At 70.7% G+C, this 26759-nt stretch carries 20 protein-coding genes; 5 read left to right on the forward strand and 15 right to left on the reverse strand.

Going from position 1 to position 26759, the window contains the following annotated elements; genetic code table 11:
• Positions 1 to 183 precede the first annotated feature (183 nt).
• Positions 184 to 1791 carry a glycosyltransferase gene (locus CED_RS00715; RefSeq protein ID WP_035908148.1) on the reverse strand — a complete coding sequence of 536 codons (1608 nt, stop codon included), beginning with the start codon at positions 1789 to 1791 and terminating at the stop codon, positions 184 to 186.
• 331 nt (positions 1792 to 2122) lie between these two features.
• On the opposite strand from CED_RS00715, the gene CED_RS00720 reads away from it, so the two are divergent.
• Complete coding sequence (locus CED_RS00720) at positions 2123 to 2800, forward strand: TetR/AcrR family transcriptional regulator (RefSeq protein ID WP_011435281.1); 678 nt, start codon at positions 2123 to 2125, stop codon at positions 2798 to 2800.
• A 194-nt stretch (positions 2801 to 2994) separates the two neighbouring features.
• Here CED_RS00720 and hpnH read toward each other — a convergent pair whose 3' ends face one another.
• Positions 2995 to 3999, reverse strand: coding sequence for an adenosyl-hopene transferase HpnH (gene hpnH, locus CED_RS00725; protein ID WP_035908149.1), 1005 nt, complete (start codon positions 3997 to 3999; stop codon positions 2995 to 2997).
• A 313-nt stretch (positions 4000 to 4312) separates the two neighbouring features.
• Positions 4313 to 4888 (reverse strand): PaaI family thioesterase, encoded by a 576-nt coding sequence (locus CED_RS00730; RefSeq protein WP_011435279.1) that lies wholly within the window; start codon positions 4886 to 4888, stop codon positions 4313 to 4315.
• Between the two features lie 59 nt (positions 4889 to 4947).
• Here CED_RS00730 and CED_RS00735 point away from each other — a divergent pair, with 59 nt between their 5' ends.
• Positions 4948 to 5313 (forward strand): helix-turn-helix domain-containing protein, encoded by a 366-nt coding sequence (locus CED_RS00735; RefSeq protein ID WP_011435278.1) that lies wholly within the window; start codon positions 4948 to 4950, stop codon positions 5311 to 5313.
• A gap of 86 nt (positions 5314 to 5399) precedes the next feature.
• Here CED_RS00735 and ispH read toward each other — a convergent pair whose 3' ends face one another.
• The 8 genes from ispH to CED_RS21255 form a co-directional block, all read right to left on the reverse strand.
• A complete protein-coding gene (ispH, locus tag CED_RS00740; RefSeq protein ID WP_235186833.1) occupies positions 5400 to 7226 on the reverse strand; it encodes a 4-hydroxy-3-methylbut-2-enyl diphosphate reductase in 1827 nt (608 codons plus the stop codon).
• Positions 7223 to 9463: a prenyltransferase/squalene oxidase repeat-containing protein gene (locus CED_RS00745; protein ID WP_035908150.1), complete on the reverse strand. Its 2241-nt coding sequence runs from the start codon at positions 9461 to 9463 to the stop codon at positions 7223 to 7225. Before CED_RS00745 ends, ispH begins: the two co-directional genes overlap by 4 nt.
• A 100-nt stretch (positions 9464 to 9563) precedes the next feature.
• Positions 9564 to 10580: a polyprenyl synthetase family protein gene (locus CED_RS00750; RefSeq protein ID WP_035908151.1), complete on the reverse strand. Its 1017-nt coding sequence runs from the start codon at positions 10578 to 10580 to the stop codon at positions 9564 to 9566.
• Positions 10577 to 12286, reverse strand: a complete 1710-nt coding sequence (gene hpnE, locus CED_RS00755) for a hydroxysqualene dehydroxylase HpnE (RefSeq protein WP_035908153.1) — start codon at positions 12284 to 12286, stop codon at positions 10577 to 10579. The genes CED_RS00750 and hpnE overlap by 4 nt, the downstream gene beginning before the upstream one ends.
• Entirely contained in the window at positions 12283 to 13197 is a 915-nt protein-coding gene (gene hpnD / locus CED_RS00760) for a presqualene diphosphate synthase HpnD (RefSeq protein ID WP_011435273.1), read from the reverse strand. The genes hpnE and hpnD overlap by 4 nt, the downstream gene beginning before the upstream one ends.
• Positions 13194 to 14285 carry a squalene synthase HpnC gene (gene hpnC, locus CED_RS00765; protein ID WP_023841191.1) on the reverse strand — a complete coding sequence of 364 codons (1092 nt, stop codon included), beginning with the start codon at positions 14283 to 14285 and terminating at the stop codon, positions 13194 to 13196. The genes hpnD and hpnC overlap by 4 nt, the downstream gene beginning before the upstream one ends.
• Positions 14286 to 14724: 439 nt before the next feature.
• Positions 14725 to 15504, reverse strand: a complete 780-nt coding sequence (locus CED_RS00770; RefSeq protein WP_084680659.1) for an SDR family NAD(P)-dependent oxidoreductase — start codon at positions 15502 to 15504, stop codon at positions 14725 to 14727.
• A 994-nt stretch (positions 15505 to 16498) separates the two neighbouring features.
• Positions 16499 to 17443 carry a TetR/AcrR family transcriptional regulator gene (locus CED_RS21255; RefSeq protein ID WP_082456726.1) on the reverse strand — a complete coding sequence of 315 codons (945 nt, stop codon included), beginning with the start codon at positions 17441 to 17443 and terminating at the stop codon, positions 16499 to 16501.
• 158 nt (positions 17444 to 17601) lie between these two features.
• Here CED_RS21255 and CED_RS00780 point away from each other — a divergent pair, with 158 nt between their 5' ends.
• A complete protein-coding gene (locus CED_RS00780) occupies positions 17602 to 19878 on the forward strand; it encodes an MMPL family transporter (RefSeq protein ID WP_035908156.1) in 2277 nt (758 codons plus the stop codon).
• Between the two features lie 280 nt (positions 19879 to 20158).
• On the opposite strand, the gene CED_RS00785 is transcribed toward CED_RS00780, so the two are convergent.
• Positions 20159 to 20926 (reverse strand): NUDIX domain-containing protein, encoded by a 768-nt coding sequence (locus tag CED_RS00785; protein ID WP_369807760.1) that lies wholly within the window; start codon positions 20924 to 20926, stop codon positions 20159 to 20161.
• A 233-nt stretch (positions 20927 to 21159) separates the two neighbouring features.
• Here CED_RS00785 and CED_RS00790 point away from each other — a divergent pair, with 233 nt between their 5' ends.
• Entirely contained in the window at positions 21160 to 21378 is a 219-nt protein-coding gene (locus tag CED_RS00790; protein WP_035908157.1) for a hypothetical protein, read from the forward strand.
• A 140-nt stretch (positions 21379 to 21518) separates the two neighbouring features.
• Positions 21519 to 22607: an NAD-dependent epimerase/dehydratase family protein gene (locus tag CED_RS00795; RefSeq protein ID WP_235186835.1), complete on the forward strand. Its 1089-nt coding sequence runs from the start codon at positions 21519 to 21521 to the stop codon at positions 22605 to 22607.
• Between the two features lie 449 nt (positions 22608 to 23056).
• On the opposite strand, the gene CED_RS00800 is transcribed toward CED_RS00795, so the two are convergent.
• The 3 genes from CED_RS00800 to CED_RS00810 are packed head-to-tail and all read right to left on the reverse strand — an operon-like array spanning position 23057 to position 26489.
• Positions 23057 to 25285: an FtsX-like permease family protein gene (locus CED_RS00800; protein ID WP_035908158.1), complete on the reverse strand. Its 2229-nt coding sequence runs from the start codon at positions 25283 to 25285 to the stop codon at positions 23057 to 23059.
• On the reverse strand, positions 25282 to 25968 hold the full coding sequence (locus CED_RS00805) for an ABC transporter ATP-binding protein (protein WP_011435265.1): 687 nt from the start codon (positions 25966 to 25968) through the stop codon (positions 25282 to 25284). The genes CED_RS00800 and CED_RS00805 overlap by 4 nt, the downstream gene beginning before the upstream one ends.
• The gene (locus CED_RS00810; protein ID WP_023841185.1) at positions 25965 to 26489 is read right to left on the reverse strand and encodes a PadR family transcriptional regulator; all 525 of its coding nucleotides are present in this window, start codon (positions 26487 to 26489) and stop codon (positions 25965 to 25967) included. Before CED_RS00810 ends, CED_RS00805 begins: the two co-directional genes overlap by 4 nt.
• Positions 26490 to 26759 lie beyond the last annotated feature (270 nt).

Here is a 26759-nt window from a genome sequence, read left to right on the forward strand (position 1 = left end):
CAAGCCGGAGGCCGACCCAGCAGGGCGACGATCTGCCTGTCGCGGATGGTGAGGCCGACCGCCAGCCGGTCCTGTTCGACTGTCCCGGCCGGGATGGATGACTCACTCACGCGACGGAGCGTTCCTAGCCACCGCCCTCTACCGACTCGGCCACGGCACCCCGTCCTAGCTCGGGACCACCGGCTAGGTCCGGGGCTGATCGGTCGATCCGCCCCGGACCGGCGGCGAGGCCGATGACGATGCGGGCCACCGCGTGGGAGTGGGCGTCGGTATGGACGTAGGCGTGGGGGAAGCCGGCGCCACGGCCGGCGCGGGGACCGCCGAGGATGTCGCCATTACCAGGGGTGTTGCGGGCACCGTGGACGAGGCGGATGGCAAAGCCGATGAGCCGCCGGCGGAGGCCGATGAGCCGCCGGAGTCGGGCGGCCCGGCCACCGAACCCNCACGCCGTTCACCCGGGCCGTTCGGATACTCGGGGGCGGCGGCCGGGGCACCGTGATCCTGGTAGGTACGTCCCTTCCAGGCCGCTCCCCGCCCGGCCCGCTTGAGCCGCGCCGAGTCCACCGTCATCGCGAGGTACAGCACGGCCACTCCGGGGAGCAGCAGGGCCAGCGGCAGCGGCTGACAATAGTAGCGGGTCATCGGCAGATAGGTGACAGTCATGATCAACCAAGCGATCCCACCGACGAGAGCCGTGGCGACGTCGCCGGTCACGATGCCCACGATGGTCGCGACCACTGGGATGACGAAGACCAGGCTCAGTCCCAACACGGTCCCGACCAGCAGCGACGGGGAGTGCCGCAACTGCGCATAGGCGCTGCGGGACACCATCTTCCACAGATCCGCGAGCCGCGGATACGGGCGCTGGCTGTGGACCTGCTCGGCGAGTCCGAGCCACGTCCGCCCGCCCGAGCGCTTGATGATCCGCGCGATCGCCACGTCGTCGATGACGGCGCCGCGCACCTCCGCCAGTCCACCGGCCGCCGCAAGGGCCTCCCGGCGGATCAGGGAGCATCCGCCGGCCGCGGCGGCCACCCGCGAACCCGGCCGGTTCGACCACCGGAACGGGTACAGCATCGCGAAGAAGTGCACGAAGGCCGGGACGATCAGACGCTCCCAGCCGGTCTGCACCCGTAGCACGGCCATCTGCGACACCATGTCCAGCTTCTGGGAGGTCGCCGACTCGACGAGCGCGGTCAGCGATCCCGGGCGGTGGGAGATGTCCGCGTCGGTGAGGAGCAGGAAGTCGACGTCGCCAGCGCACTCGATGCCCCGCCGCAGCGCCCACAGCTTCCCGGTCCAGCCAGTGGGGGGTTCGGTGGATGTGGTCATGGCCGGCGTCACGTTGGTCTCACCACGCGTGGCGGCCTGTTCCGCCAGGTCCCGGGCAACCTCCGTGGTCCCGTCGGTGGAACCGTCGTCCACCAGGATCAGCTGGACAGGACCGGGATAGTCCTGGGCAAGCAGCGTCGGAAGCGTCACGGGAAGCACGTCGGCCTCGTCCCGAGCCGGCACGACGATCGCCACACTGGGCCAAGCGGTCGGCGCCTGCCGGGATGGCAGGCGCTGATCGGTCCGCCAGAAGAACCCATGGCCGACGGTCAGGTAGAGCCAGGCGAGCAGAGAGGCAACGGCGACCCACAGCAGCACTGTCACAGAAAGTGATACTGCCACGGGCCCCTCAAGGGCGTGCGGGCGCCCCGGGTAATGCGGGGTTACAAGGCTTCCGTCCCGGTCTGGCCGAGCCGGTATGGAGATCNCCCCCCCGAAACTCTCCTGCCGCGCCACCATGAAATCCCAGGCCTCCGGCCGGCGGCGGGGTAGCCGACATGAGCATCGACGATGGTGCCCACCACGCCCCGCGGCAACAATGAGCACCTCCCGTAACCTCATGATCGACAGGGGTGATCGGAGATACCCGGCTGCAACCAGTTGAAAACGAAAAGTGATCGGCGATGCGCGACGAACGGCTGGCGAGGGCGCGACCAGGGGGCGAGGCAACAGCCACGGATCGGCGTCCGTCGGCGGTTGCGGGNGCATCGGAGCAGCTTCGTCACGACCAGGCCCGCTCGTGCCGGGNCGGTAGTGGGTACAACGGCCTCGGCTACACCATAATCAAGGGGTGACACGAAGCCGTCGTACCGAGCAGACGGCTGACACCCGTCAGGCCCTGATCTCCGCCGCCCGCCGTCGGTTCGCCGAACAGGGGTTCGCCTCCACCGGCACCGAGGAGATCGTCGCCGACGCGCAGGTCACCCGCGGCGCGCTTTATCACCACTTCCGCGACAAGGCCGCACTGTTTCGCACCGTGATGGAACAGGTCGCGACGGAGGTGGCCGAACAGCTCGTCGCCGGTGAACTTGCCCGGGACGCGGAGCTTCCCAGCGACGCCTGGACGCAGCTCCGGTCCGGGTTCCAGTCCCTGCTCGACATCTCCACCGCGGACAGCGACTTCCAGCGCATTGTCCTCGTCGACGGTCCGGCCGTGCTGGGCAACGACGCCTGGGATGCGCTCGTTGAGAAGCACGGCTACCGGCTGCTCTCGGAGTGGCTGGAGCGCGCGATGGCCGAGGACCGCATCGACCCGCTGCCAGTGGTCCCGCTGACCAGGCTGGTCGCCGCCCTGCTGTCGGAGGCGAGCATCTACACCGCCGGCGCCGCGGACCCGGACACCGCCCGCCTCGAGGTCGGCACCGTGCTCGACCGGCTGCTGCGCGGGCTCGGCCGCGGTGGCGATCTCGCCGAGCAGCCGCCGGTCAGTGCCGACGGCGGCGCCGGCTCCCGCGGGACCGCCGGCTAAGGCCGGCTGGCGTCGTCAACGCCAGCGAANCCCTGCNCCCGCCGGCCCTGCTCCCGCCGACGCGAGGCGGGGCGGCACAGACGACGACCGCCCCGACCGGGTGAACCCGGTCGGGGCGGCGACCTGCCGGCCGGACGACGTCACCTGACGGTGACGGTGGCGCCGTGAGCCGGCTCAGACCACGATGAGCCAGCTCAGACGCTGCGGGCCGCTCGGATGGACTCCTTGAGGGAACCCATGGTGGCCAGCACCGCGGAGGTCTCATAGCCGCAGTGCGCCATGCAGTTCGCGCACCGCGGGTCCTTGCCACGACCGTAGGCGTCCCAGTCGGTGGTCTCGACGAGCTCCTTGTAGGACGAGACGTACCCGTCACTCATCAGGTAGCAGGGCTTCTGCCAGCCGAAGAGCGAGTAGCTCGGGATGCCCCACGCGGTGCAGCTGAGCTCCCTCTTACCCTCCAGGAAGTCCAGGAAGACCGGCGAGTGGTTGAGCCGGAACTTCTTGCGCCGGCCGTCCGCNAAGACCTTCGAGAACATCTCGCGGGTCTCCTGGACCCCCAGGAAGTGCTCCTGGTCGGGCGCCTTCTCGTAGGCATAGCCGGGTGAGAGCTGGATCTGGTCGACCTTGAGGTCGTCGTTGAGGAACGTCAGGATGTCGATGACGTCCTGCGGGCTGTCGTTGTTGAAGAACGTCGAGTTGGACCCGACCCGGAAGCCCGCGGCCTTCGCCGCGTGGAAGGCACGGACGCACTCGTCGAACGTGCCCTCCTTCTCCACCACCGCGTCGTGCCGCTCACGCAGACCGTCGATGTGCAGGACGAAGGTGAAGTACGGCGACGGGGTGAAGTTCTTGAGCTTCTTCTGGAGCAGCAGCCCGTTCGTGCAGAGGATCACGAACTTCTTGCGCTTGACCAGCTGGTTCACGATCTCGTGGATCTGCGGGTGCATCAGCGGCTCGCCGCCCGCGATCGCGACCACCGGAGCACCGCATTCCTCCACCGCGGCCAAGGCGTCGTCGACGCTCATCCGCTGCTTGAGCACGGACGCCGGATGCTGGATCTTGCCACATCCAGTGCAGGACAGGTTGCAGGCAAACAGCGGCTCCAGCTCCAGTACGAGCGGGAAGTGCTTGCGACGAAGCAGCTTCTGCTTCGCCAGGTAGGTCCCAATCCGGAGCTGGTACCGCCACTCGACCGCCACGGCTGGCCCCCTCTCGTTAGGTCACCAGTGGATGAGCGATGATCTCTGCATTGACCATACAGCGTGTACGTACAGACTGCATGTGGATCGTCCGATGAACTGCCCCACAAGGGTGTCCGTTAGCCGACCCCGCCGAGTTGCGGACACCGGGAAGACAAGGCCGGGACAGCGCGGACACGGGTTCGGGACAGTCCACGGACGATGTCGGGCCAGCAGCCCGACGACGTGCCCGTGGTCGCATCCGGCCCGGCCGAGCGTCGGGTCGGGTCTCCGGCCAGGCCGCGGAATCAGGCCATGGGATCAGGCCATGGGATCAGGCCGTCTCACCCATGATCAGACAGGTGCTGCTGGCGGTGGCCACGACCTTGCCCTGGTCATCCCGGACGTCTCCCTCAGCGAAAGCCACCCGCCGTCCCGGCCTGGTCACCCAGCCGTGCGCGGTGAGCCGGCTCGGCCGGCCGACGACGACGCGTACCGGCCGCAGGTAATTAACCTTGATCTCGATGGAGGTATACGCCACCGCGGCCGCCAGCGTGGAGTGCACCGCGCAGGCAGTCGCGGTGTCCAGGATCGTGCAGACCAGGCCACCGTGGACGAGGCCGATCGGGTTGTAGGCCGACTCGTCCGGCAGACAGGTGAAGACAACGTCTCCCGGCGCGACCTCGACCGGCCGGAAGTCGAACAGGCGGGAGATCGGGGGCGGCGGAATGCGCCCGTCACGCATCGCGGACAGGAACTCCAACCCGCTCAGCGACGCCGCCGCCGCGGCGACCGGCAGCGGGTCGTGCCAGGTGATCGTCTTGCTCCGCGGCTCGCCCCAGGCAGCCGGGTCGTGCGGGTGGCCTGAGGCGGATTCGGGCCGCGCGGATTCGGGCTCAGTCGTGGTCATGCCCGCAGCCTAGACTGGCTGCATTCAGGATACGTACCCAGTATCGATAGGATGCACCGATGCAGGAATCGTCCGACGGCCCGCGGGCCTGTCCGATCGCGCGGACGCTGGAGGTCGTGGGTGAGCGCTGGTCCCTGCTGGTCATCCGGGAGATCACGCTGGGGGTCCACCGCTTCGAGGGCATCCGGGCCGGCACCGGGGCGCCCCGAGCCGTGCTGGTCGAGCGGCTGCGGGCGCTGGAGCGCGCGGGGGTGCTGGAGCGTCAGCCGTACCAGGAGGCGGGCGCCCGGTCCCGGCACGAGTACCGGCTGACGTCCTCCGGCCGGGACCTGGCACCGGTCCTGCTGGCCCTGCGCCGGTGGGGTGAGCGNCACGCCGCACCGACCCGGCCGCCCGCGGCCGATCGCGGCGCCGCATCCGGCTGAACCGAACCCCACCGTGTCGCCCGGGCGACGCCACCGGCTTCGCCCTCGCCGGGCCGCACCTCGGGACCGCCCGGGAGCCGGGCGCACTATGGCCCTGGAACGGGCGCCGGGGCCGGTCGGCGCAGTTCCTTGGGCAGGTGGAAGGCGAGCGTCTCGGTGCCGACGGAACGCACCGAGACGTCCGTCGCGCCGAGACCCGACAACGCGGTCAGGAGCTCGTTGACGAGGGACGGCGGGGCCGAGGCGCCGGCCGAGATGCCGATCGTGTCCACGCCGGCAAGCCAGGACAGATGCACGTCCCCGACGTCCCCGACCAGATGCGCCTCGACGCCGTCGCGCCTGCTCACCTCGACGAGCCGCACGGAGTTCGCGCTGTTGGCCGAGCCGACGACGAGGACGAGCTGGGCCTCCTCGGCAACCTTGCGGACCGCGTTCTGCCGGTTCGAGGTCGCGTAGCAGATATCGGTGGAGCCCGGCCCGACGATCGCCGGGAACCGCTCCGTCAACGCGTCGACGACCTCCGCGGCCTCGTCCAGGGCCAGCGTGGTCTGCATGAGGTAGGTAACGCGCTCGGGATCGGGAACGTCGAGGGAGCCGACGTCGGCCGAGGACTCGACCAGCGTGATGCGGCCGGGCGCCTCGCCGAGGGTTCCGTCCACCTCCTCGTGGCCGGAATGGCCGATGAGCAGCACGGTGTCCCCGCGGGCGGTGAACCGGCGGGCCTCGGTGTGCACCTTCTCCACCAGCGGACAGGTGGCGTCGATAACGGACAGGCCGCGCTCGCCCGCCTGGTCCCAGACGGCCGGGGCCACTCCGTGCGCGGAGAAGACGACCGTCGAGCCGCCGGGCACCTCGTCGAGCTCCTCGACGAAGATCGCTCCACGGCTGGCCAGGTCGGCTACCACGTGGGCGTTGTGCACGATCTGCTTACGGACGTAGACCGGCGCGCCGTAGATCTCCAGGGCGCGCTCGACGACCTCGATCGCCCGTTCGACGCCGGCGCAGAACGCCCGCGGCTCGGCAAGCAGAACCTGGCGACGGCCGACCGCGGCGGCCCACGCCTCGATGGGGCGCCCGAGCGGACGCATCGTGCGCAGACCACGGATTCCGCGGCGGGCCAGGTCGATACGTCCCAGCGGCTGCGCCGCCGTGTCGACGATGACGCGGACGGCGGCGAACGGCACGTCGCCGACTCCCGCCGCCAGCTCCGCGGACTCCATGTCGACGGCAAGGGCCCCGGTCGCGGCGAGTTCCGCGCGGGCCGTGCCGCCGACGAGCCGCGGCACGGTGACGATCGGGCCGACGTGCACGGTGAGCCCGAGCCGGCGCAGGTCGCCGGCCAGCAGGGGCGCGGCCGCGCAACGGCCGGCGACGGTGCCGTCGGCGTTGCGGATCTCGCTGGCCACGACGACGTCACCGGGCTCGATCCCGGCCGCCAGTCCCCCGGAGAGACCGACGAGGGCGACGGCGTCCGGGCCTGTGTCGCGCACCAGCCGGGCGGCCTTGCGCGCCCGTTCCGGACCCATGCCGGTGCGCACGATGACGGTGTCCGCGCTGAGGCCCGACCGACCGGCGGCCATTGCCTCGACCCGCAGGGCCGCCGCGACGACCAGCCGCGCCCGACCGCGCACGGGGGTTGCCTCCTGCTCCGGGACGACCGCCGCGGCCGGCCGGTGGACCGACGCCGGGAGCGCGGCCGACGGCAGGGACGGCGACGACGACTCCTGCGCCGGGATCTCGGTGGGGGAGGCCGGAACGGTCCTGATCCCGGCACCCGCGGCCGCGGCGACGGCCCTCTGAGCCGCGCTCGTCGTGGCGGCGGACGCGCCGTCCCCGGCGGACGCGCCGTCCCCGACGTCNCCTGCGCCCCCGGCGTTCCCGTCGCCGCCGGCCGCGGATGCGAAGATGTTCATGGCGTGGCCACCCCGGTGAGGGTCACGTACCGACCAAGCGCGGTCAGCGGGAAGACCAGCCGGTACAGGTGGTAGTTGAGGTAGAAGTCACCGGGGAAACCGGTTCCGGTGAACTGGGGCTCGTCCCAGGTCCCATCCGGCCGCTGGGTCTCGCACAGCCAGCGCACTCCCCGTTTGACGGCCTTGCTGTGCGGGTCGACAGCCAGCAGCGCGAGCAGGGCCCAGGCGGTCTGCGAGGCGGTGAGCTCACCCCGACCGATCCAGGCCGGATCGTCGTAGGAGCGTGGGTCCTCACCCCATCCACCGTCGGGCGACTGGTGCTCCAGCAGCCAGCGCACCGCGGCTGTGATCGCCGGGTGGTCGGCGGGAACGCCGGCGGCGATCAGCGCCGGAACCACGGCGCCGGTGCCGTAGACGTGGTTGATCCCCCACCGGCCGAACCAGGAGCCGCCCGGTTCCTGGTTGTCCAGCAGCCACTGCACCGCCCGCCGGGTGATCGGGTGGTCGGAACGGCCGAGGTCGGCCAGCATCTCCACGATGTGGGCGGTGACGTCCGCCGACGGCGGGTCGACAACCTCGCCGAAGTCGCAGAACGGGATCTTCGCTGTCAGCGTCCGCACGTTGTCGGCGTCGAAGGCACCCCAGGCCCCGTCCGACGACCGCATGCCGACGCTCCAGTCGACCCCACGGGCCGCGGCCGCGCGCATCGCCCCGGCCAGCTGCGGGTCGACCGCCGCGAGGCCGCGGGAGGCGCGGTCACGCGCGGCCGGCGAGAGCTCGGCGGTGCCGCCCGGGGTGACGCTGCCACTCGGGGTGACGGTGCCACCCGGGGTGACATGGCTGCCACCGAGCAGGCGACGCAGCGCCAACACGACCTCGGCGGTGTCGTCGGTATCCGGGTAGAAGTCGTTGTCGAACTCGAACGCCCAGCCGCCAGGGGCGAGCGCCGGACGGCGGACCGCCCAGTCCCCGGCCACCCTGACCTCTTCGTCGACCAGCCAGCGGCCGGCCCGCACCATCGCGGGATGGTCGGCGGGGACGCCGGCGTCCGAGAGCGCGACCACCGCGAGCGCGGTGTCCCAGACCGGCGACTGGCATGCCTCGATCTGGGCGGTCGGCCCCTCCGGGGTCTCGCGCCGGATGATGTAGCGTTCCATTCCCCGGAACGCCGTGGCGATCACCGGGTGGTTGAGGGGGTATCCCATGAGATGCAGCGCCATGACGGAGTAGATCCACGGCGGCTGGATGCCCCCCCAGCACCCGTCGGCCTCCTGGCGGGCGACGACCCACTCGGTGGCCCGGCGCAGCGCCAGGGTGCGCAGCACCTTGATCGGCCGGCGCTCATAGCGGTGCAGGATCGCGTCCAACCGCTCGAAGGCGCCTTCCCAGCTGTGCAGCGGGGCCGGCTTCGGCGGCGTCACGGGTGCCGCGACCTTGATCTCGTCGATGCTGAAGCCGAGGTCGCGCACGGGCCGGAGCGACCCGACGATCGTCAACGCGACGATCGTCTGGCGGGCCCAACAGCCGAAGTCGTAGACGTTCAGCGGGAACCAGGACGGCAGGAAGATCAGTTCCGGCGGCAGGACGGGCACGTCGTCCCAGGACCACTCGCCGAAGGTCGCCAGCCAGATGCGGGTGAACACCCGGGCGGCCGCCACCCCGCCCTGGGAGCGGATGAGCGCGGCCGCCGCCGCCATGTGCGGGGCGTCGGGCTCGTCACCGGCCAGACGCAGGGCGATGTACGCCTCGACCGTGGTGGACAGCTCGGCCGGTCCGCCGTAGTACGTGGCCCAGCCGCCGTCCGCGAGTTGCTGGGACCGCACCCACCGGGCGATCGGCTCGGTCTCCTCCTCGGTGCGGATGCCGAGGAACTGCTTCATGAACAGGTGTTCGGCGTCGATCGTGACGTTCGTCTCGAGGTCGCCCTTCCACCAGCCCTCCTCGGACTGCAGCCCGAGGAGGTGGTCCCGAGCCTGGTTGGCCGCGGTCATCGCCGCGGCCAGGTCCGGATCGACCGAGGTCTGCGTCGTGGGCGGGGTGCCGTCGGCGGTCGCCGCGCCACCGCCGGACACACCACCGCCGGACACACCACCGCCGGACACACCACCGCCGGACAGCGGTGGCGAGGACCGGGAGATCCCGTAAGCGTCGGGCGTGGCGGGCGCGGGNATGTTAACGCGCTTCGAGCTCTTCGCGGCCTTTGGAGCAGCCGGGGNCGGGNCCGAGGNCAGGCTCATCGACGACTCCCCTCGTCGTACATGCGATGGTCATGAAGACGATCAACGTGCTGATCGCCGGGCCGGGCGGGAACGGCGACTGCACTCACCCGTCGTCTCCTCAGCGGTCTCGTTCGGTCACGAAGCGCGCGAGGGCCAGCAGTTCCGCCTCGATCTCGGCGGGCATCGACAGCGAGCGGAGCACGTTCTCGCAGGCCTTCAGCTGGCCGTCGGCCTCGGCGGTGGTCCAGTCCCGCCCGCCGGCCCGCTCGATCAGGTCCGCGATGTGCGTCAGCTCCGCCTCGGTGGACTCCCCGGTGCCGGTGAGGAACGCCCGCAGCTCCTCGGCCGCGGCTCCGCCGGCCTCCAGGGCCACCACGACCGGCACCGACTTCTTGCGGGAACGCAGGTCCGACAACACCGGCTTGCCGGNCACCGAGGGATCACCCCAGATACCAAGCAGGTCGTCGATGAGCTGGAACGCGGTGCCGAGCCGGGAGCCGTACTCGGCGAGGGCGTTGACCATGTCGTCACCGGCCCCGGCGAGCACGGCGCCGAGGGAGGCCGAGCAGGCCAGCAGCGCGCCGGTCTTGCCGTCCTCCATGTGCAGCGTCTCGGCGACGCTGACGTCCGACCGTTTCTCGAACATCAGGTCCTCGGCCTGGCCACGGACGAGGTCCTGGACGCCCGCGCCCAGGATCAGCGCCGCACGACGGCCGGGCTCCCCCTCGACCTCCAGCAGGACCTGGGTCGCGAGGCCGAGCAGCGCGTCCCCGGCGAGGATCGCGCCGTCGGCACCGAAGATCGTCCAGGCCGTGGGCCGGTGGCGGCGCTCGGTGTCGCCGTCCATAAGATCGTCGTGCAGCAGCGAGAAGTCGTGCACCAGCTCGACGGCGACCGCTGCCGGCAGCCCGGTCTCCGCCGGGGCGCCGGCGGCCTGCGCCGACAGCAGCGCCAGCGCCNGGCGTACCAGCTTGCCCCCGCCGCCGGACAGTGGCGCGCCCTCGGCGTCGACCCAGCCGCGGTGGTAGGCGACGACGTGACGAAGTCGTGGGTGGAGCCGATCCACCGTGGCGCGCAAGGCAGGCACGGTGAGGGTCCGCCCACGCTCGATCGCATCCGGAACCGTCATGGTCATACCGGGAATCCCCCTGTGGATGTGTGCCTTGGCTGGCCGGACGGAAGCGGCCGGACGACCGCCGCCGATCCGGCGGGAACCGCGTTGTCCCCTCGTGGATCCTGTGGATCCCGCACCTGCGCGGCCGTGGCGCCGCCGCCCGGTGCGCTCACCGATTCAGTGCCTACCGGTACCGACTCACCCACCTGCTCGGGGAGCCGTCCGTCCGTCCTTCGGGCCTGCGGGCCCGGCCCGCGTGGCTCGTTGACGTCGACCCCCATACCGGCCAGGTTCTCACGGACAGCAGTGAGTCCGCTACGCACGGCCGACTCCATGGTCGCCGGCCATCCGGTGTCGGTCCAGGTCCCGGCCAGGGCGAAGCCGGTCAGGCCGGTCNACGCGCCCGGACGCAACGCGAGCGAACCGGGCACCTGCCGGAAGGTCGCCGTACGTTCCCGAGTGACGAAAACCTCCAGTGGCCCGGCCGCCCGCGCGGCCGGGAACAGCCGGGCCATCTCCTCGACGAACAGGGTCCGCAGCTCGTTCGCCGGACGATCGACCCATGGCTCCGCCGCGGACTGCGACAGCGCCAGGTACTGGGCACCGGGCGGGCCGGCAGCGGCGAGCCCGGAGGAGACCGTGCGATCGAAGATCCATTGAATGGGCGAGTCGACCACGGCCAGGAACGGGCCGTCGATCACCGGTCGAGGATAGATCATGTGCACGTTGATGATCGGCGAGTCGCCGAGCTCACGCAGCCGGGCCGCCTCGGGTTCGGCGCCGGCTGGCAGAAGGGACGCGGCGGCGGGCGGCGGCACCGCGAGCACGACCGCGTCCGCCCGCAGCACGCCGCGGTCGTCGGTGCCGGGCACCGCCGCGCCGCGACCGGTCCCGCCCGCGGTGACGGCCAGTTCCCATCCGCTGCCCGCGGCGGTGATGGACCGGACCTTCACCCCGGTGCGCACGTCGGCGCCGGCCGCGGTGAGCGTCTCCATCGCCGCGTCGCCGTGCAGTCGGGACAGGGGGACCTCGGCCCAGCCGAGGTCCCCGGCGGCGGCGCCCTCCAGCAGACCGGTCCGCACGACCTTAGCTGCGAGGCCGAGGGAGGCGTCGGCGGCGGGCACGTTCAGCGTCGCGACCGTCAGCAGTTCCCACAACGCCTTCGTCGCCGCGGGGCCCTGGCCGTGGGTGGACAACCAGGTGCCGAACGACTGCTCGTCCACCGCCGGGGAGCGCTGGTCGAGCCGCCCGAGCTGAAACGCCGCGAGCCCGGCCCGCAGCCGTTCGGCGATCGGCAGCGCCTGGTACCCCAGCAACGCCGGGGCCAGGTGCAGTGGCGCCGGCAGCGGGACCCTCGTCCGGCGCAGCCGGGTCCGGGTCAACGAGTCGCCGAGCAGCACCGGCACGTCCAGCCGGGACTGCAGGGTGGTCAGGTGTTCGACGCCGAGTCGCTGCAGCAGCCCACGGTAGGCCGTGCAGCACCGCATGAACACGTGCTGGCCGGTGTCGATCCACAGCTGCCCGCGCCGGAACGACGTCGTCGCCCCGCCGAGGCGGGGACGTGCCTCCAGCAGGGTCACGCGGGCCCCGCTGTCCACGGCCAGCAGCGCCGCGGCCATGCCCGCGAGCCCGCCGCCGACGACGGCGAGATGCGGGCGTTCGTCCGTCCGCCCGGCGGGCCGCGTCCCCCATGCCGGCGCGACGTCCGCACCGGCACCCGTGGTCATGCCGCCCTCATCTCGGGCCGCCCCGCGAGGCTGCGGGCGGCGACGACCGCCTTCTCCCAGCCGGGCAGCGCCAGCCGACGATCGAGCACCGCGGACGGATCGGTCTTGATCCGCCGGTTGAGCCGCAGGTAGATGCCGGCCATCGCCCCACAACAGGCCGCGCTGCGCCGGTCGAGCAGGTCGAGCAGGACGAGCCCACGCCCATACCACTCCTCCGCTCGCTGCGCCGACGTCCGCAGGTACGCGATGAGCGCGTCGGGGGGGCCGCCGAGGCGACCGGTCGCGTCCACCTCGAGTTCGACGCCGGCGGCCTTCAGCTCCTGGCGCGGCAGGTAGATCCGGCCGCCGAGCAGGTCCTCGCGCACGTCCCGGAGGATGTTCGTCTGCTGGAGTGCGACCCCGAGGGCGTCCGCGACCCCCGAGGCGTCGCGGTGGGAGGTGGCCCGCTCGCTGCCAAAGATGCCGAGCGAGAGACGCCCGATCGTCCCGGCGACCAGGCGGCAGTAGCCGACGAGATCGTCGAACGTGTCGTAGGTGGTGCCGCGCACGTCACTCTCGACCCCGTCGGCGAGTTCGATGAACGCCTCCAACGGGATCGGGAACCGGCGGGCGGCGTCGGCGAGGGCGACGAAGACCGGATCATCGGAGCTGTTCGTCCCCAGCTCCTCGACCTCCGCGCGGACCTGCGCCAGCCCGGCGAACTTCGCCTCCTCGGGAAGATCGCCGTCGCCGATGTCGTCGAGGCGGCGGGCGAGCGCGTAGACGGCGCTCAGCGCCCCCCGCTTCTCGGCCGGCAGCAGGCGAATGCCGTAGGAGAAGTTGCGTGCCGCCTCCTTGGTCACGGCCTCGCAGGCGGCATACGCCTCCGCCACGGTCGGCCGGCCCGCGGGGAACTGCGCCGCGGTACTCATCGAACCTCACCCATCTCCGGAAGAACGGACTGTGCTGCGGGGACGCCGGCCTGGGTACTCGTCGCGGCGGTGCCGCCGTGGGCTGTGGAACCGGAACCGGAACCGGAACCCGAACCGGAACCCGGCCAGGCCCCGGCCGCGCTGGTCGCGGTGGCGACGGCGGCCGCCGTGTGCGCCACCGCCGACGCTCCGGGAGCCAGCGACCGGGCCAGCGCCGCCAGCGCGAACTCGGCGACCCGTGGCTTCGTCGCCTTCGGTGGCCCACCGAGCACGTCGTAGTCGGCGCGCCGGATCGCGTCCAACGCCGCCCGGCCCCCGCCCACGAAACCGGCCAGGGCCAGCCGCAGCCGCCCGGGCACCATCGACACCAGGGGAGCGCCCTGGTCGATCACCGTACGGGCCCGAGCGACCTCGAAGGCCATCAGATGGCGCACGGCCGGACTCGCGACGGAAGCCCGCAGATCGGCCTCGGTCACCCCGAAGGTGTCCAGATCCTCCAGCGGCAGGTAGATCCGGCCGGCGGCGAGGTCCTCGGCCACGTCCTGCCAGTGCTCGGCGAGCTGCAAGGCGGTGCACACCCGGTCCGACAGCACGACCCGGTCGGGGGTCGCCAGCCCGAAGACGCCCAGCACCATCCGTCCGATCGGATCGGCCGAGAGCGTGCAGTAGCGGACCAGGTCGTCGAAGGTCTCGTAACGGGTGACCCGCTGGTCCTGCCGGTTGGCCTCGACGAGGCGCTGGAACGGTTCGGCGGGCAGGTCACAGTCCCGCACGGTCCGCGCGAGCAGGCGCAGGACCGGCAGCTCCGGCTGCCCACCTGTCCAGATCACCTCGAGGTCCGCCGACAACCGGTCGAGCAGGGCGAGCCGGTCGCCGGCCGCCTCGTCGCCGAGGTTGTCGACGAGCCGGCTGAAGGCGTACAACGCGTTGAAGTGGAAACGAACCGCCGCGGGCAGAACGAACGGCGAGACCGGGAAGTTCTCCGCCGGGGCGGCGCGCAGCAGCTGCTCGGCGGGAGTTGCCAGGCCCGTCGCGGCCGGCTGGGCAGGCGTGCGTGATGGGCTGGTTCGGGCGTCGATGGCTGTCATACGCCTCTCCTTCGATGGCGGTCTGCACTACGGACGCGGTCGGGTCGGATCCCGCATCCCCGGATGCCACGACCGGCGCGGACGTACCCGCAGAGCCCGGGTTCGGAAGGCTCTTCGGAAGGCTCCGCGGTGGGGGTGGCTGCCCGGGTCTCGCCGAGGCGATCAGGATGCGGATCGCACCGGGTGGTCATGGGCACGATCAGCGCGGGCCGGTACGGGAGATGGGCCGGCCCTGGGCCGGTATCGGGATGAGCTCCGCCTGGCCGGCCCCCTTCGGTTGGTCCTCACAGGTCCGTGGGCGGAATGATGCTCCGGCGGCACCACCTGGGCGGCCTGCGGCCGGTGGCCGCCCGTCGGCCGCGGCACTCTCATCGTCGGTGTCGCTCACCCCCAGGGCCGGTCGGAGAGCCGGAAGCGGCCGGGTAGACCACGCCGCGGATCATCCGAAGACACCCGCCAGCCTGCGGTAGACCGACGGGATCGCACCGTGGACCCGCACCGCGCCGAGTAACCAGCGTGGCACNCAGATCTCAGCGTCGCCGCGTCCGGTGGCCGCCAGCATGCGCTGCGCGACAAGCCCGGCCGGTATGGGCCGGGGCCAGCGACGGACGTAGGGCGCGCCACGGCGGTGGAAAAATGGTGTGTCGACGACACCAGGTAGACACAGGGTCACCGTCACACCGCGACCGGCAACCTCGGACCGCAACGCGTCGGCGAAACCGAGCAGAGCGGCCTTGGTTGCGGAATAGGCGACCTCACCGCGCACTCCCAGCGCGCCGGCGATGCTGCCCACCAGCAGGATGCGCCCCTGGCCGCGGTCGAGCATGGCCGGCAACATGGCCCGGACCAGCATCATCGGCGACAGCACGTTGACCGTGACCAGCTCCGCGATCGCGGCCGGGGACATTACCTCGAACGGGCCCGCCGCCCCGAGGCCTGCCGAGCACACCAGCAGGTCGACCTCGCCGAGAAGCTCGGTCGCCCGGGAGGAGACCATCAGTTCCGAGCCGGGACTAGACAGGTCGACCGCGATCCGGTGCCCCTCGGTCGCCGCGGCCACCTCGTCAAGCGCGGCCCCGTTGCGACCGACCAGCAGCGACCGGCATCGGTCCGCGGCCAGCAGCAGCGCGGCCTCCCGGCCGATACCGCTGGATGCTCCCGTGATGACGGCGGTCCGGGGCGGCCAGGTCGAGACGACCGAGCCGGCCCGTAGGGCCAGCCCGGTGAGAGATGTAGACACTCCGTTACCGAAAGCGGGGCGAGACCGGGTGCTCACGACACACCGCTTCCGGTCATTCCCCTCACGCCGTTCTCCCCCGCGGGCACTGGTTGCACGTCACCTACAACTTTCCCTACTCGTCGCCCCGCGTTGCGAGGTGGTCCGACCGAAGGTGATTCGGTGTGGTCCGCTGGCACGAACTCGCCGGCCGGATCGTTGCGTCGGCCACCCTGGCGGGCGGCACCGATCCGAACAGCCACTGCTCATCTCATCAACGCCGGGCTCCGGATCCGCGGCGCGTTGGTAACTCCGCGCCACCGGGCTCACGACTGCCACCATTCCACCGTCCCGTCGCCGGATCGTCCATGGTCAGATGGGCGACATCGGACGGNGGGGGCCTAGCGCGACTCCGGACTCCCTATCACACTCCCTCATCCCGACCGTCCGGCGTCGCCCGATATGACAGCGGTCCGATCGNTTCGGAATCTGCTCTCGGAGACCTTCTTCCGGGGACTTCGAACTGGCTCCACATCGACGACTGGGTATTGCGGACTATTTACAACCGCATTGCCTCCGGAGGAAGGACGCGCCGACGACACCTTGCCGACTCGATGCCGGTACACGGCGTCAGGGTCATGGTCGGCCTGCTCCGACGCCAACACCCTCCCGTCAGTCCGATCCGGTCACCACAGGATCACCGGTCGNGACGGAGGCAAAGCCGCCGAGACCTACCTCCGGCGGCAGATGTGTCGACCCGTCCGCGGCGTGCGCCGGACAGGCGGAAGGCTCATCATCCAAACGCTGATCCATCCTCCACACGCGACCACCCTACCGCCCCAGACAAACAAGAGCGAAAGCGGCATTTGCCACGACCAAATAGACGGACCACCATCTACGAACGTCTGAAGAGTGAGATGAGGCACATGAACCGCGAAGGTGGGTGGATACGAAGGGGTGATGCACCGGATCGCTCACGGTCCGGCGCATACAGTCGTCAGTGGAGCCGGACGGAGGCCAGGTCCGGCGCGGGAGACCGGTGAGGCGCCGCGGCCTCCCGGCACGCGGGACGTTCTTCGTGCGCCGGGCAGGATGTCTCGACCGGACCCGCGTCGGCGACCGGAGCATCCCGTGACCCGGTCAGGTCAGCACCGGAGGGAGACCTGTCACTTTCATGCCCCTCATCACCCACCGCGCCGCAGCCGCCGGAACCAGCGGCGGAGACGGAGACGGAGTCGGCGGGATCGTCACCGAGAGCGGCGAGGGCGGCAGCCACGATCTCCCCCTGCTCCGCGGCGGAGACCAGCGGGGTGAATGTCCTCGATACCTGCGAGACAAGGACCCGGATGCGCTCGGAGCAGGTGACCGCCTCGCCCGCGCCGCTGCGGCGCTCCTCGTCGGCGCTGGTGGACTGCCTGGCGGCGGCCTGGGCACGTTCGATCGCCATCCCGATGATCCCCCCCCGCAGGGATCCGACCGCGCAGTACGCGCGCAGCAACCCGAGATGGGTGGGAGCCGGCCCCGCGAGCCCGTGCACGAGGGCCTGCTGCAGGGACAGTATGTCGCTCTTGCCGATCTTACGGTGAATCACCGAAGGGTCGTCGGCGAAGACGAGCAGCACGCCACCGGGGCCCGCCAGCGCCTCGACGAATCGCTCGATGATGATCCGGGGGGGCGGCGGCGGGGACTGCCGAACGAGATCGACAAGTCGACCCAACTCGGACACGAAGGGCTCCAGCAGAGCGTCGAGGATCGACTCCTTCGACGGAAAGTGGTAATAGAGCGCCGCCTTCGTCACTCCCAGCCGCTCGGAGATGTCCCGCACCGAGGTGCCGGCATACCCCTGTTCGCTGAAGAGGCTCATGGCGGCGGCGAGGATCCGCGATCTGGTATCGCCCCGTGGATCGAGCGATGCCGGATCGGGCGATGTCGGCTCGGTCATGGCGGCCATACACCCCCCCGATCGAGTCCGCGACGGATGTTACCCTCAACTCTACCTACTGAACGACCGGTAAGTTTCTCGGTAGCAATCAGCAGCAAATCGTCAGCATGACGTCGCAGGTAGCGACACCACCGATCACCAACGCCCGAGGGGAAACCGTGGCCTCGCTCGCCCGCTGGTGCTTCCGGCACCGTCGGCTCGTCCTGTTCCTGTGGATCGTCGCGCTGCTCGGGCTCGGCGGCATCAGCCAGGTGGCCGGAAGTAGTTACAAGGACGCCTTCTCCCTGCCCGGCACCGATTCGCAGAAGGCCATCGACCTCCTGCAACGCGACTTCCCGGCGGCGTCGGGAGACAGCGCCACCATCGTGCTGCACAGTGACAAGACTCGTATCACCAACCGTGCCATCTCCGATCGGGCCAGCGAGATGCTCGGCGAGCTCGCCAAGGTCCCGCACGTCACCGGGATCACGAGCCCATACGGGCCGCGGGGCGCCGCCCAGATCAGCAAGGACGGGCACACGGCCTTCGCGACCGTCGACTTCGNCCTGCAGGGCATCGAGCTGCCCAAGGACGACATCCAGCGGTTCGTCGACACCGCTCGAGGCTACGGCGGCGACGACCTGCAGGTGGAGGCGACCGGTCAGGTCGTCTCGATCATCGAGCAGCAGCAGCAAAGCTACAGCGAGCTGATCGGCATCATCGCCGCGGCGATCATCCTCTTCGTCGCCTTCGGCTCGTTGCTGGCCGTCACTCTGCCCCTGATCACCGCCATCATGGCCCTCGGGGTCGGCAGCATCCTGATCATCCTGCTCTCCCACGTCCTCACGATCGCCGAGTTCAGCCCGGTCCTCGCGACCTTGATCGGACTGGGCGTCGGCATCGACTACGCCCTGTTCATCGTCAACCGGCACCGCATCGGCCTACGCGCAGGCAAGAGCCCGGAGGAGGCCACGGTCACCGCGGTCAACACCTCCGGGCGCGCCGTGCTCTTCGCCGGCATGACCGTCTGCATCGCGCTGCTCGGCATGTTCGCGCTCGGCGTGAGCTTCCTCTACGGCGTGGCGATCTCGGCGGCGGTAGCCGTGGCGATGACGATGACCGCGGCCGTCACCCTGCTGCCGGCCCTGCTCGGCTTCTACGGCATGAAGGTGCTCAACCGGCGCGACCGGCGCAGGCTGGCTGAGGAGGGCCCGGTGCACGAAAGCACCTCGGGCTTCTGGTGGCACTGGGCGAAGCGGCTGGAGGGGCGGCCCCAGTTGTTCGCGGTGGTCAGCGCGGTGGTCATCGCCGTCATCGCGATCCCGTTCCTCTCGCTGCGGCTCGGCTCGTCCGACCTCGGCAACGGCGACACCGCCAAGACCACCAAGCGCGGCTACGACCTGCTGGCCGAGGGCTTCGGACCGGGGTTCAACGGTCCGTTCAGCATCGTCGCCGAGATCCATTCGCCGCAGGACACGGCAAGCCTCCGCGCTGTGGTGGCGGCGGCCCGCGCGACACCAGGCGTCGCCTCCGTCTCGGCCCCGCGGCCGAGCCCAAACGGGCAGGCGGCGATCGCCACCCTGTACCCGACGACGAGCCCGCAGGCCGAGGCGACCTCGAAGCTGCTCAACCAGCTGCGCGACCACGTGATCCCGCAGGCGAACCAGGCCGGCACCGGCATCTACGTCGGCGGCATCACGGCCACCTTCGAGGACTTCTCCAGCACGCTGTCGGGCAAGCTGCCGCTGTTCATCGGGATCGTGGTTCTCCTCGCCTTCCTGCTGCTGGTAGCGGTGTTCCGCAGCCTGCTGGTCCCGTTGACCGCCTCGCTGATGAACCTGCTCGCGGTCGGGGCGGCCTTCGGCGTGGTCGTCGCGGTGTTCCAGTGGGGCTGGGGCGCATCGCTGTTCAGCATCAGCGGCGGCCCGGTCGAGGCGTTCATCCCGGTGATCCTCTTCGCGATCCTGTTCGGCCTGTCCATGGACTACGAGGTGTTCCTGGTCAGCCGGATGCACGAGGAGTGGACCGCGCGCCGGGACAACCGGATCGCCGTCTCGCTCGGCCAGGCCGAGACCGGCCGGGTCATCTCCGCGGCTGGCGCGATCATGATCCTGGTCTTCGCCTCGTTCATCCTCGGTGACGAACGAGTGATCAAGCTGATGGGCCTCGGGCTCTCGACGGCGATCCTCATCGACGCCTTCATCATCCGGACCGTGCTGGTGCCCTCGCTGATGCACATCTTCGGCACGGCGAACTGGTGGGTGCCGGCCTGGCTCGACCGGGTCCTGCCGCGGATCTCCGTCGAGTCCGCCAAGGATCTGGAGGAGATCCGGCACACCCCGCTGCCCGAGGACGCCGTCGCGGGCCGTCCCGCGGCCGGGGGGCCGGTCCGCCCGCTTCCCGGGCAGGCAGCCCGCGAGGAGCGGAGCTCACGCACCGGCGAGCCCATGCGCTGATCTTCACGGGACCACCCGAACACTGCGGGACCACCCGAACAGTGACAGCCCGCGGGGCGTCCGCCTGGCCGGCGGGCGCCCCGCGGCGCTTGGCCTGCCGGGATCGGCCAGGATGGTGAGCCGGCCGAGGACACGTTCGTCGCCATCGAAGGAACCACGAGCGCGACCGCGACGGTACTGGGCACGTTGTTCCCCTGTGCCCGGGCCCGGTTGGGGGCGTGGGTGCGCAACCGTCACGCCAAACCGGCGGTGCGCCGGATCCTCACCGAGACGCCGGCAGTCATGCCTCCATCACCTCGTTCGCCAAGCTGGACATCATCACCGCACCACATGCGGGTGGCCCCGCGAGCACCTGAGCCGCGCCCGCGCCCCGAGCATCCGGTTCACCGAGCGACGCGACGCTCACCGAACCACCGACGGACTCGGGAATCTGATTACCGAACTCCAGATATCCGCTACGCTGCGGCACCCCCCGCAGGGCCGCGGCGGCACGGACCCGTCGCGCGTGCGGGGACGGCAGCAACCCGCCCACCTCGTCCACGGGGACGAACGCGCAGTTGATGATCTCGTCCATGTCCAGCCGGATGCGCTCCCGCCATGAGGCAGGCAGCACACCGCCGTCGAAGACGAAGGCCAGCATCTCGCTGTCGAGCCACCCGTCGTTAAGACATGGCGCCCAGTCGATCGCGAGCAGACCACCGATCGGTGGGGCGATACCGAGCTCCTCGGCGACCTCCCGTACGCACGCCGAGTAGGGCGATTCCCCCGGTTCGACAAAGCCTCCCGGAATGTCCCAGCCCGGCTTGTACGACGGTTCAACGAGCAGTATGCGGTCTTCTTCATCNAANAACAGGACNCNCGCCGCAGCGTAGGGTCGCGCCATCGGAGGTCGGTTCAAGCTCGCCTCGGTGCCGTGGTCAGGACGCTGCCGTGGGGTGGCCGGCGGCTTCGAGGACATCGCCGACCGCAGCATCAGACCGTCACCGGGTACGCCGGCCGGGTCCGGCAGAGCCCGGTCGACTAGGGAAAAGTCAAGATCCTTCTTCATATTATCACACACTTCACATAGTACTGACGAACGGAATTGATGTTCCTGCCGCCGAGTGGTGAGCGACGCGGTGGACCACTAACGATAGGCGACCACGAAGGGACGCGACCCGCCAGCGTTTCGCGGAACTAAGGTAAAAATAATAAAGACGAACCGGCAAGGAGGGCGGGTGCGNTTNCCCCGCCGATCCATATCCGCAACGCGGACCGGACGACGATACGACAGAAAGAATTGTGTCGATAGCGGTCGGTGACAGAGATGACCGGTCAACGCGGAACGGACCGGGAGAACGGGCCGAGGCGGAGCGCGGACCGGCCGTCTTCACCCACCTGCGCCGGCCGGCCGCCGAATGGGTCTCCCCCACGGTGATGGACGACCTCGCGGCAAGACCGGCCGCCTCCCTCGCGGCCGCCTCCCTCGCGGCCGCCTCCCTCGCGGCCGCCTCGGAGTGACGGACGGCGCACCGCAACTCATCGAAAGCTGAGGGCTGCATCTGGACGCCCGTCGGCGGGTATCCGTTCCTCCGAAGGGAGACCGCTTCCCCCGACGGGGGATTCCCGGCCGACCGCAGGAGGNGGATGAGGNGGATCAGGTGACGCCGACCNCGAGCAACCTGAAGATCGTCGTGGTGGGAGCCACGGGGAATGTCGGCACGAGCGTGCTGGCAGCCCTCGGCCGGTCGGCCGAGGTCGGCTCCCTGGTCGGGGTGTCCCGCCGCACCCCGACATGGACGGCGCCGAAGACCCGGTGGGCACAGGCCGATGTCGTCACGGACGACCTCGCCCCGCTGTTCCAGGGCGCCGACGTCGTGATCCACCTGGCCTGGTTGTTCCAACCCACCCACAACCCCTTGACCACATGGCGGACCAACGTCCTGGGATCCATCCGCGTGTTCGAGGCCGTTGCCCGAGCCGGCGTGCCCGCGCTGGTGCATGCCTCGTCGGTCGGCGCCTACTCGCCCGCCGCCCGGGAAGGCATCGTTGACGAGGGATGGCCGACCCACGGCTGGCCCGAGGCCGCCTACACCCGGGAGAAGGCGTATCTGGAGCGGGTCCTCGACACCTTCGAACGTGACTATCCGGGCATCCGGGTGGTACGGCTGCGGCCCGGGTTCATCTTCAAGCGGGAGGCCGCCAGCCAGCAACGGCGCCTGCTCGCCGGGCCGTTGCTACCCGGCCGGGTGGTACGGCCGGCAGCGGCGCCCACGCACCCCGCGACGGTCCCCGTGCTGCCGGATCTGCCGGGGCTACGCTTCCAGGTGGTGCACTCCTCCGACGTCGCGGACGCCTACCGGTTGGCGGCCCTGACCGGGGCCCGCGGCGCCTTCAACATCGCGGCCGACCCGGTGGTCGACGTACCCCTGCTCGCCGACATCCTCAATGCGAGAATCATCCGGATGCCGGCCGGCCTGGCCCGGGGCGCTCTGGCTACCGCCTGGCACCTGCATCTGGTGCCCGCCTCCCCGCAGCTCTTCGACGCCGTCCTGCATCTACCGATCATGGACACCNCCCGGGCCCGGACGGAGCTCGGCTGGTCGCCCCGCCACGACGCCCGCGCCGCGATCGGCAGCTTCCTCACCGGCCTGCGCGAGGGCGCGGGCCTGCCCACGCCCCCGCTCACGCCAAGCACCGCGCGGAGCCGGTGGGAAGAGGTCCGCACCGGCATGGGGCAGCGGGCCTGACGCGGGGCGCTACCCCTGTCGTAGGGGTTGACGGCCTGTTGGCNGTGGTCACGGTCGTGCGGCGACTGTGTGAGGCCCGGGCCGAGGTGGGCGAAGGAGGTATGTGGTGTCCGCAGAGGCTGCCGTGCCCCCCAGAGCCAGGAAGCACCGGCGAGCGTGCCGTCTTGGGAGGCGTTCCCGGAGGTGAACCGGGTGGTCGTCGGGCGTCTGCTGGGGGATGTGGACGGTGTCCACAACCCGGCCGAGTACAACGACCGCGTGCTCCTTGTACTCCTCGGTGAATCTGCGGCGTGTCGCGCCCATCGCTCGCTCTCCCGACGGATCGGACAGCTAATCCGGGTGTCCACCGAAGCGGGAACGGTCCAGGCGTCGCTCATCCACCGAATCCGGACGACAGACAGGGCAGGCCACAGTTGGGCGCCGTCGCGGTGGGGGCGTGGCGGGAAGCATCAGCTGTTACGCGCGGCCTCCGGGCCCGTGATCCACTTAAGCAGTGGCAGGGTCGAGGNGATGATTCCCAGCGCCGCGGCCAGACCGAGGACGACGAGCGTGTAGTACGCCTCGCCTGGCAAGATCAGATCGTATTTCATCTGGGATTTCAGGAACATGGCCGCCGCCGCGAAGCCTGTCCCGATCGCGAGGGCGGCTCCTGCCAGCAGCGGCAGCGCGCTTTCCAGGCCGATGACTCGCTGCAACAGCCGTAGGGGCGCCCCGGTGAGCCGCAGGATCGCGAAGGGGCGCCTGCGTTCGGACAGGCCCGCGACGATGCTGACGGCGAGGCTGGCGCCCGCGATCGGCAGGGTGGTCAGCAGCACCACGTTNGCCAGCTGGCGCCAGCTGGCCAACTCCTGTTGCTGGTGGGAGCCCCAGTCGTTGACCGTCCGGGCCATGTAGTTCGGGTAGGTCCTGGTCAGCAGGGTCCGGGTCTGCTCCATGGCCGCCGTCGACCCGTCGGTGGTCACGTAGAGCATCTGTACGGGCAGTGTGGCGGCCTGCTCCCGGGAGATCGCGGCGGAGGGCCACTGCTTGACGTTGTTCGACTGGACGTCGAGGAACGTGAAGAGCGGGACGGCCGCGACGCCCACCCCGGGTGGGCAGCGGCCGATGACCGGGATTTGCACCAGGTCGGTGCAGACCACCAGGCCGGGCGCCCATGGCTGGGGATCCGCCGGGTCCATTCCGATCCTGTGGGGGTTGGCGTGGACGATGCCGAGGCCCCGGAAGCCCGGGACNGCCCGGATGTCCGCGAGGAGCCGGTCCGGCACGGCGCCTGTCATCGGCGGGTCACCNGGCTGCGCACCGTCCACTACCNCGACCCNGGNCTGCGGNTCACCGCTGAGCACCCCNCGGNTGTGGTTGATGGTTCCGATGACACTGACCGTCGCCGTGGTGACGAACAGGGCCAGGACCAGTCCGCTGACCGAACGGAAACCAGCCTTCGGGTCGTCCGCGAGCCGGCGCGCCGCGATCAGAGTCGCCGGACGGCTGGTACGCCGTGCGACTACCCGGGCGGCGGCCATGGTGAGCCACGGCCCCCCGACCACCAGGCCCAGCATCACCAGCAGGAAGCCGCCGAGGTAGGCCGCTGTCTGACCGTTGGTGGTCGCCGGGCGGCGATCGACGAAGAAGGCAAGTTCCCCGAGACCGGCCAGCAACGGGACCGGCCGCCAGGCCCGGGGCGGACGTGGGGTCACCCGGCGGGTCACGCCCAGCGGGGAGATGATGACCCGGCGCAGCGCGATACGAGCCGCGATCGCCGCTGCCACCGGGACACCCAGGGCGACCCCCAGAGTCTGGGACGCGGTGAGAGTCAGATCCTCGGCGAAGAAGCGGCTGCCGGTGAACGGCACGGTGGCGAGTACCGGGCGCAGCGCGAGGTAGAGGCCGAAGCCGGCGGCTGTGCCAGCGGCGGCTGCCAGTGCGGACTCGACCGCTGCGATCAACGAGATCTGCCCGGGAGTGGCGCCGACAAGTCGCATCGCGGCGTACCGCTGCTCCCGCGTCGCGGCGGACAGGCGGGNCGCAGTCCCGACGAAGATCAGAACCGGGAAGATCAGCGCGGCGGCCACCACCGAGAGGATGAGGGTCATGGCGTCACCGCGCACGCCCTCGCCGAGACATGCATCGTCGCAGGCGGGCGGCAGCGTGCCGGCGATGGTGGTGACCGCTCGTGCCCCGGGCGCGGCCTTGACCTCGGCCGGGGCGCGGCCGATGACCGCCACCAGCGAGTCCGGAGAGGCAAGCGCGGCGTTACCGATCCTGCCGACCATCCGGCCCGGGATGCGGTCGCCCAGCTGGGCCGCCGGGGTCTCGCGCAGCAGCGTGGCAAGCGCCGGCGAGGCGTAGTACTCGCCGGGGGCCGGAAGCCTGCGCAGACCCGGCGGGACGGGTGAGGTCGGTCCGGTGGCTGCGACGTCCACCTCGATGAGCGACCTGCCGTCGTAGAAGTCGCGGTGGGCCCGCCACCACAGAGGGTCCACCGAGGCCGTCTCGGTCCGGCTGGCAGCGCCGGTGTTGTACCAGAGTTGCCGGGCGTTCGACCGGTCGACGGCGCCCAGGCTGGCGAGCGTGGACAGCAGCAGCCCCACGCCGATGGCGACGGCAGCGATGATCATCACAAGCCGGGCGAGGGCGTGGCGGCCGCCACTGACGGCGAGGCGGAACGCGAAGGGGATCACGGGGCGATCCGTTCGGCCGCGAATGTGCTGGCCCTGCCGTCCCGGACGACGGCCTCCCGGTCGGCGTAGGCGGCGACCCGGGGCTCGTGGGTGACCAGGATGACGGTCGTGCCCTGCTCGCGGGCCGTACCCACCAACAGTTCCATCACCTGTTCGCCGGTGAGCGAGTCGAGTGCGCCGGTCGGCTCGTCGGCGAAGAGCACCTGGGGCCGGGCGACCAGGCCACGGGCGAGCGCGATGCGCTGCGCCTGGCCTCCCGACAGTTCGCCGGAACGGCGCCGCTGCATGCCGTCCAGGCCGAGCCGGGCGAACCAGGGCCGGGCCTGGGCGAGTGCTCCTGCCCGGCTGGTGCCGCCGAACAGCAATGGCAGAGCGACGTTCTCCTCGGCGGTCAGCTCGGGGACGAGCTGACCGAACTGGAAGACGAAGCCGAAGGTACGCCGGCGCAGTTCGCTGCGCCGGGCCTCGTTCATGGTGTCGATTCGTCGGCCGTTGAAGTGCACCTCCCCCGAGTCGGGGGTGAGGATGCCGGCCAGACAGTGCAGCAAGGTGGACTTGCCGGAACCGCTCGGGCCCATGATGGCGAGCACCTCGCCGGCATCGACGGTCAGGCTGGCGCCACGCAGGGCAGGGGTCTCACCGAAAGTGAGCGCAAGATCGCGGGCCTCGATCAGGACGGTCATGAGCGCACCACCTCGGCGATCGCGCCCAGCCGAGCCGTGGTCAGGTCGATCCAGCGCAGATCGGCTTCCAGATGGAACAGTCCGTAGTCGGCGAGCAACGCGTCGACGAGCGGGCCGGTACGCCGTAGCTCGGTCAGCTCGCGCATCCGCCGCAGGTGGGCAGCGCGCTGCGCGTCGAGGTACTGCTGGGCGTCGCGGCCGAGCATCAGCGCCAGCACGACCTTGGTGAACAGCACCGTCCGCAGGGAGGGTTCGGGCGCCACCGGCTCGGTCAGCCAGCTCTCGAACTCCGTCGCCCCTGCCTCGGTGATGACGTAGCGCTTGCGGTCGGGCCCGTCGCCGGGCTCCGCCTCGCCGACCATGACCTTGCCGTCGCGCGCCAACCGGCCGAGCGTGGCGTACACCTGCCCGAACGGCAGTGGCTTGCCTCGGCCGAAGAACTCGTCGTAGACGCGCTTGAGGTCATAGCCGTGACTCGGCTCCCGCTCCAACAGCCCCAGCAGGGTCAAAGGAACACTCACGAGGGCACTGTACGCTAGGAATATACTTCAAGTGTATACCTCGCGAGGATGCGGCGGTGGCCTGCGGCGAAGCGGACACCGGCATCGCTACAGAGGNGCAGGACGGGATGAAGTCGCCGGTGTGACCGGGGTCAGGTTCCCATCGTCGCCCGGCAGGCAGCCGCGTAGCCGCCAGTAGCGGGTCAGCAGCTCCGTAGTCGGCTCCGCTACGTCATCGCAATCTTTGGTGATCTCCGGACGTAGCGCGCCGCGGACAGATGGAGTNCCCAG

The sequence above is a fragment of the Frankia sp. CeD genome, assembly GCF_000732115.1.
GTDB lineage: Bacteria > Actinomycetota > Actinomycetes > Frankiales > Frankiaceae > Frankia > Frankia casuarinae.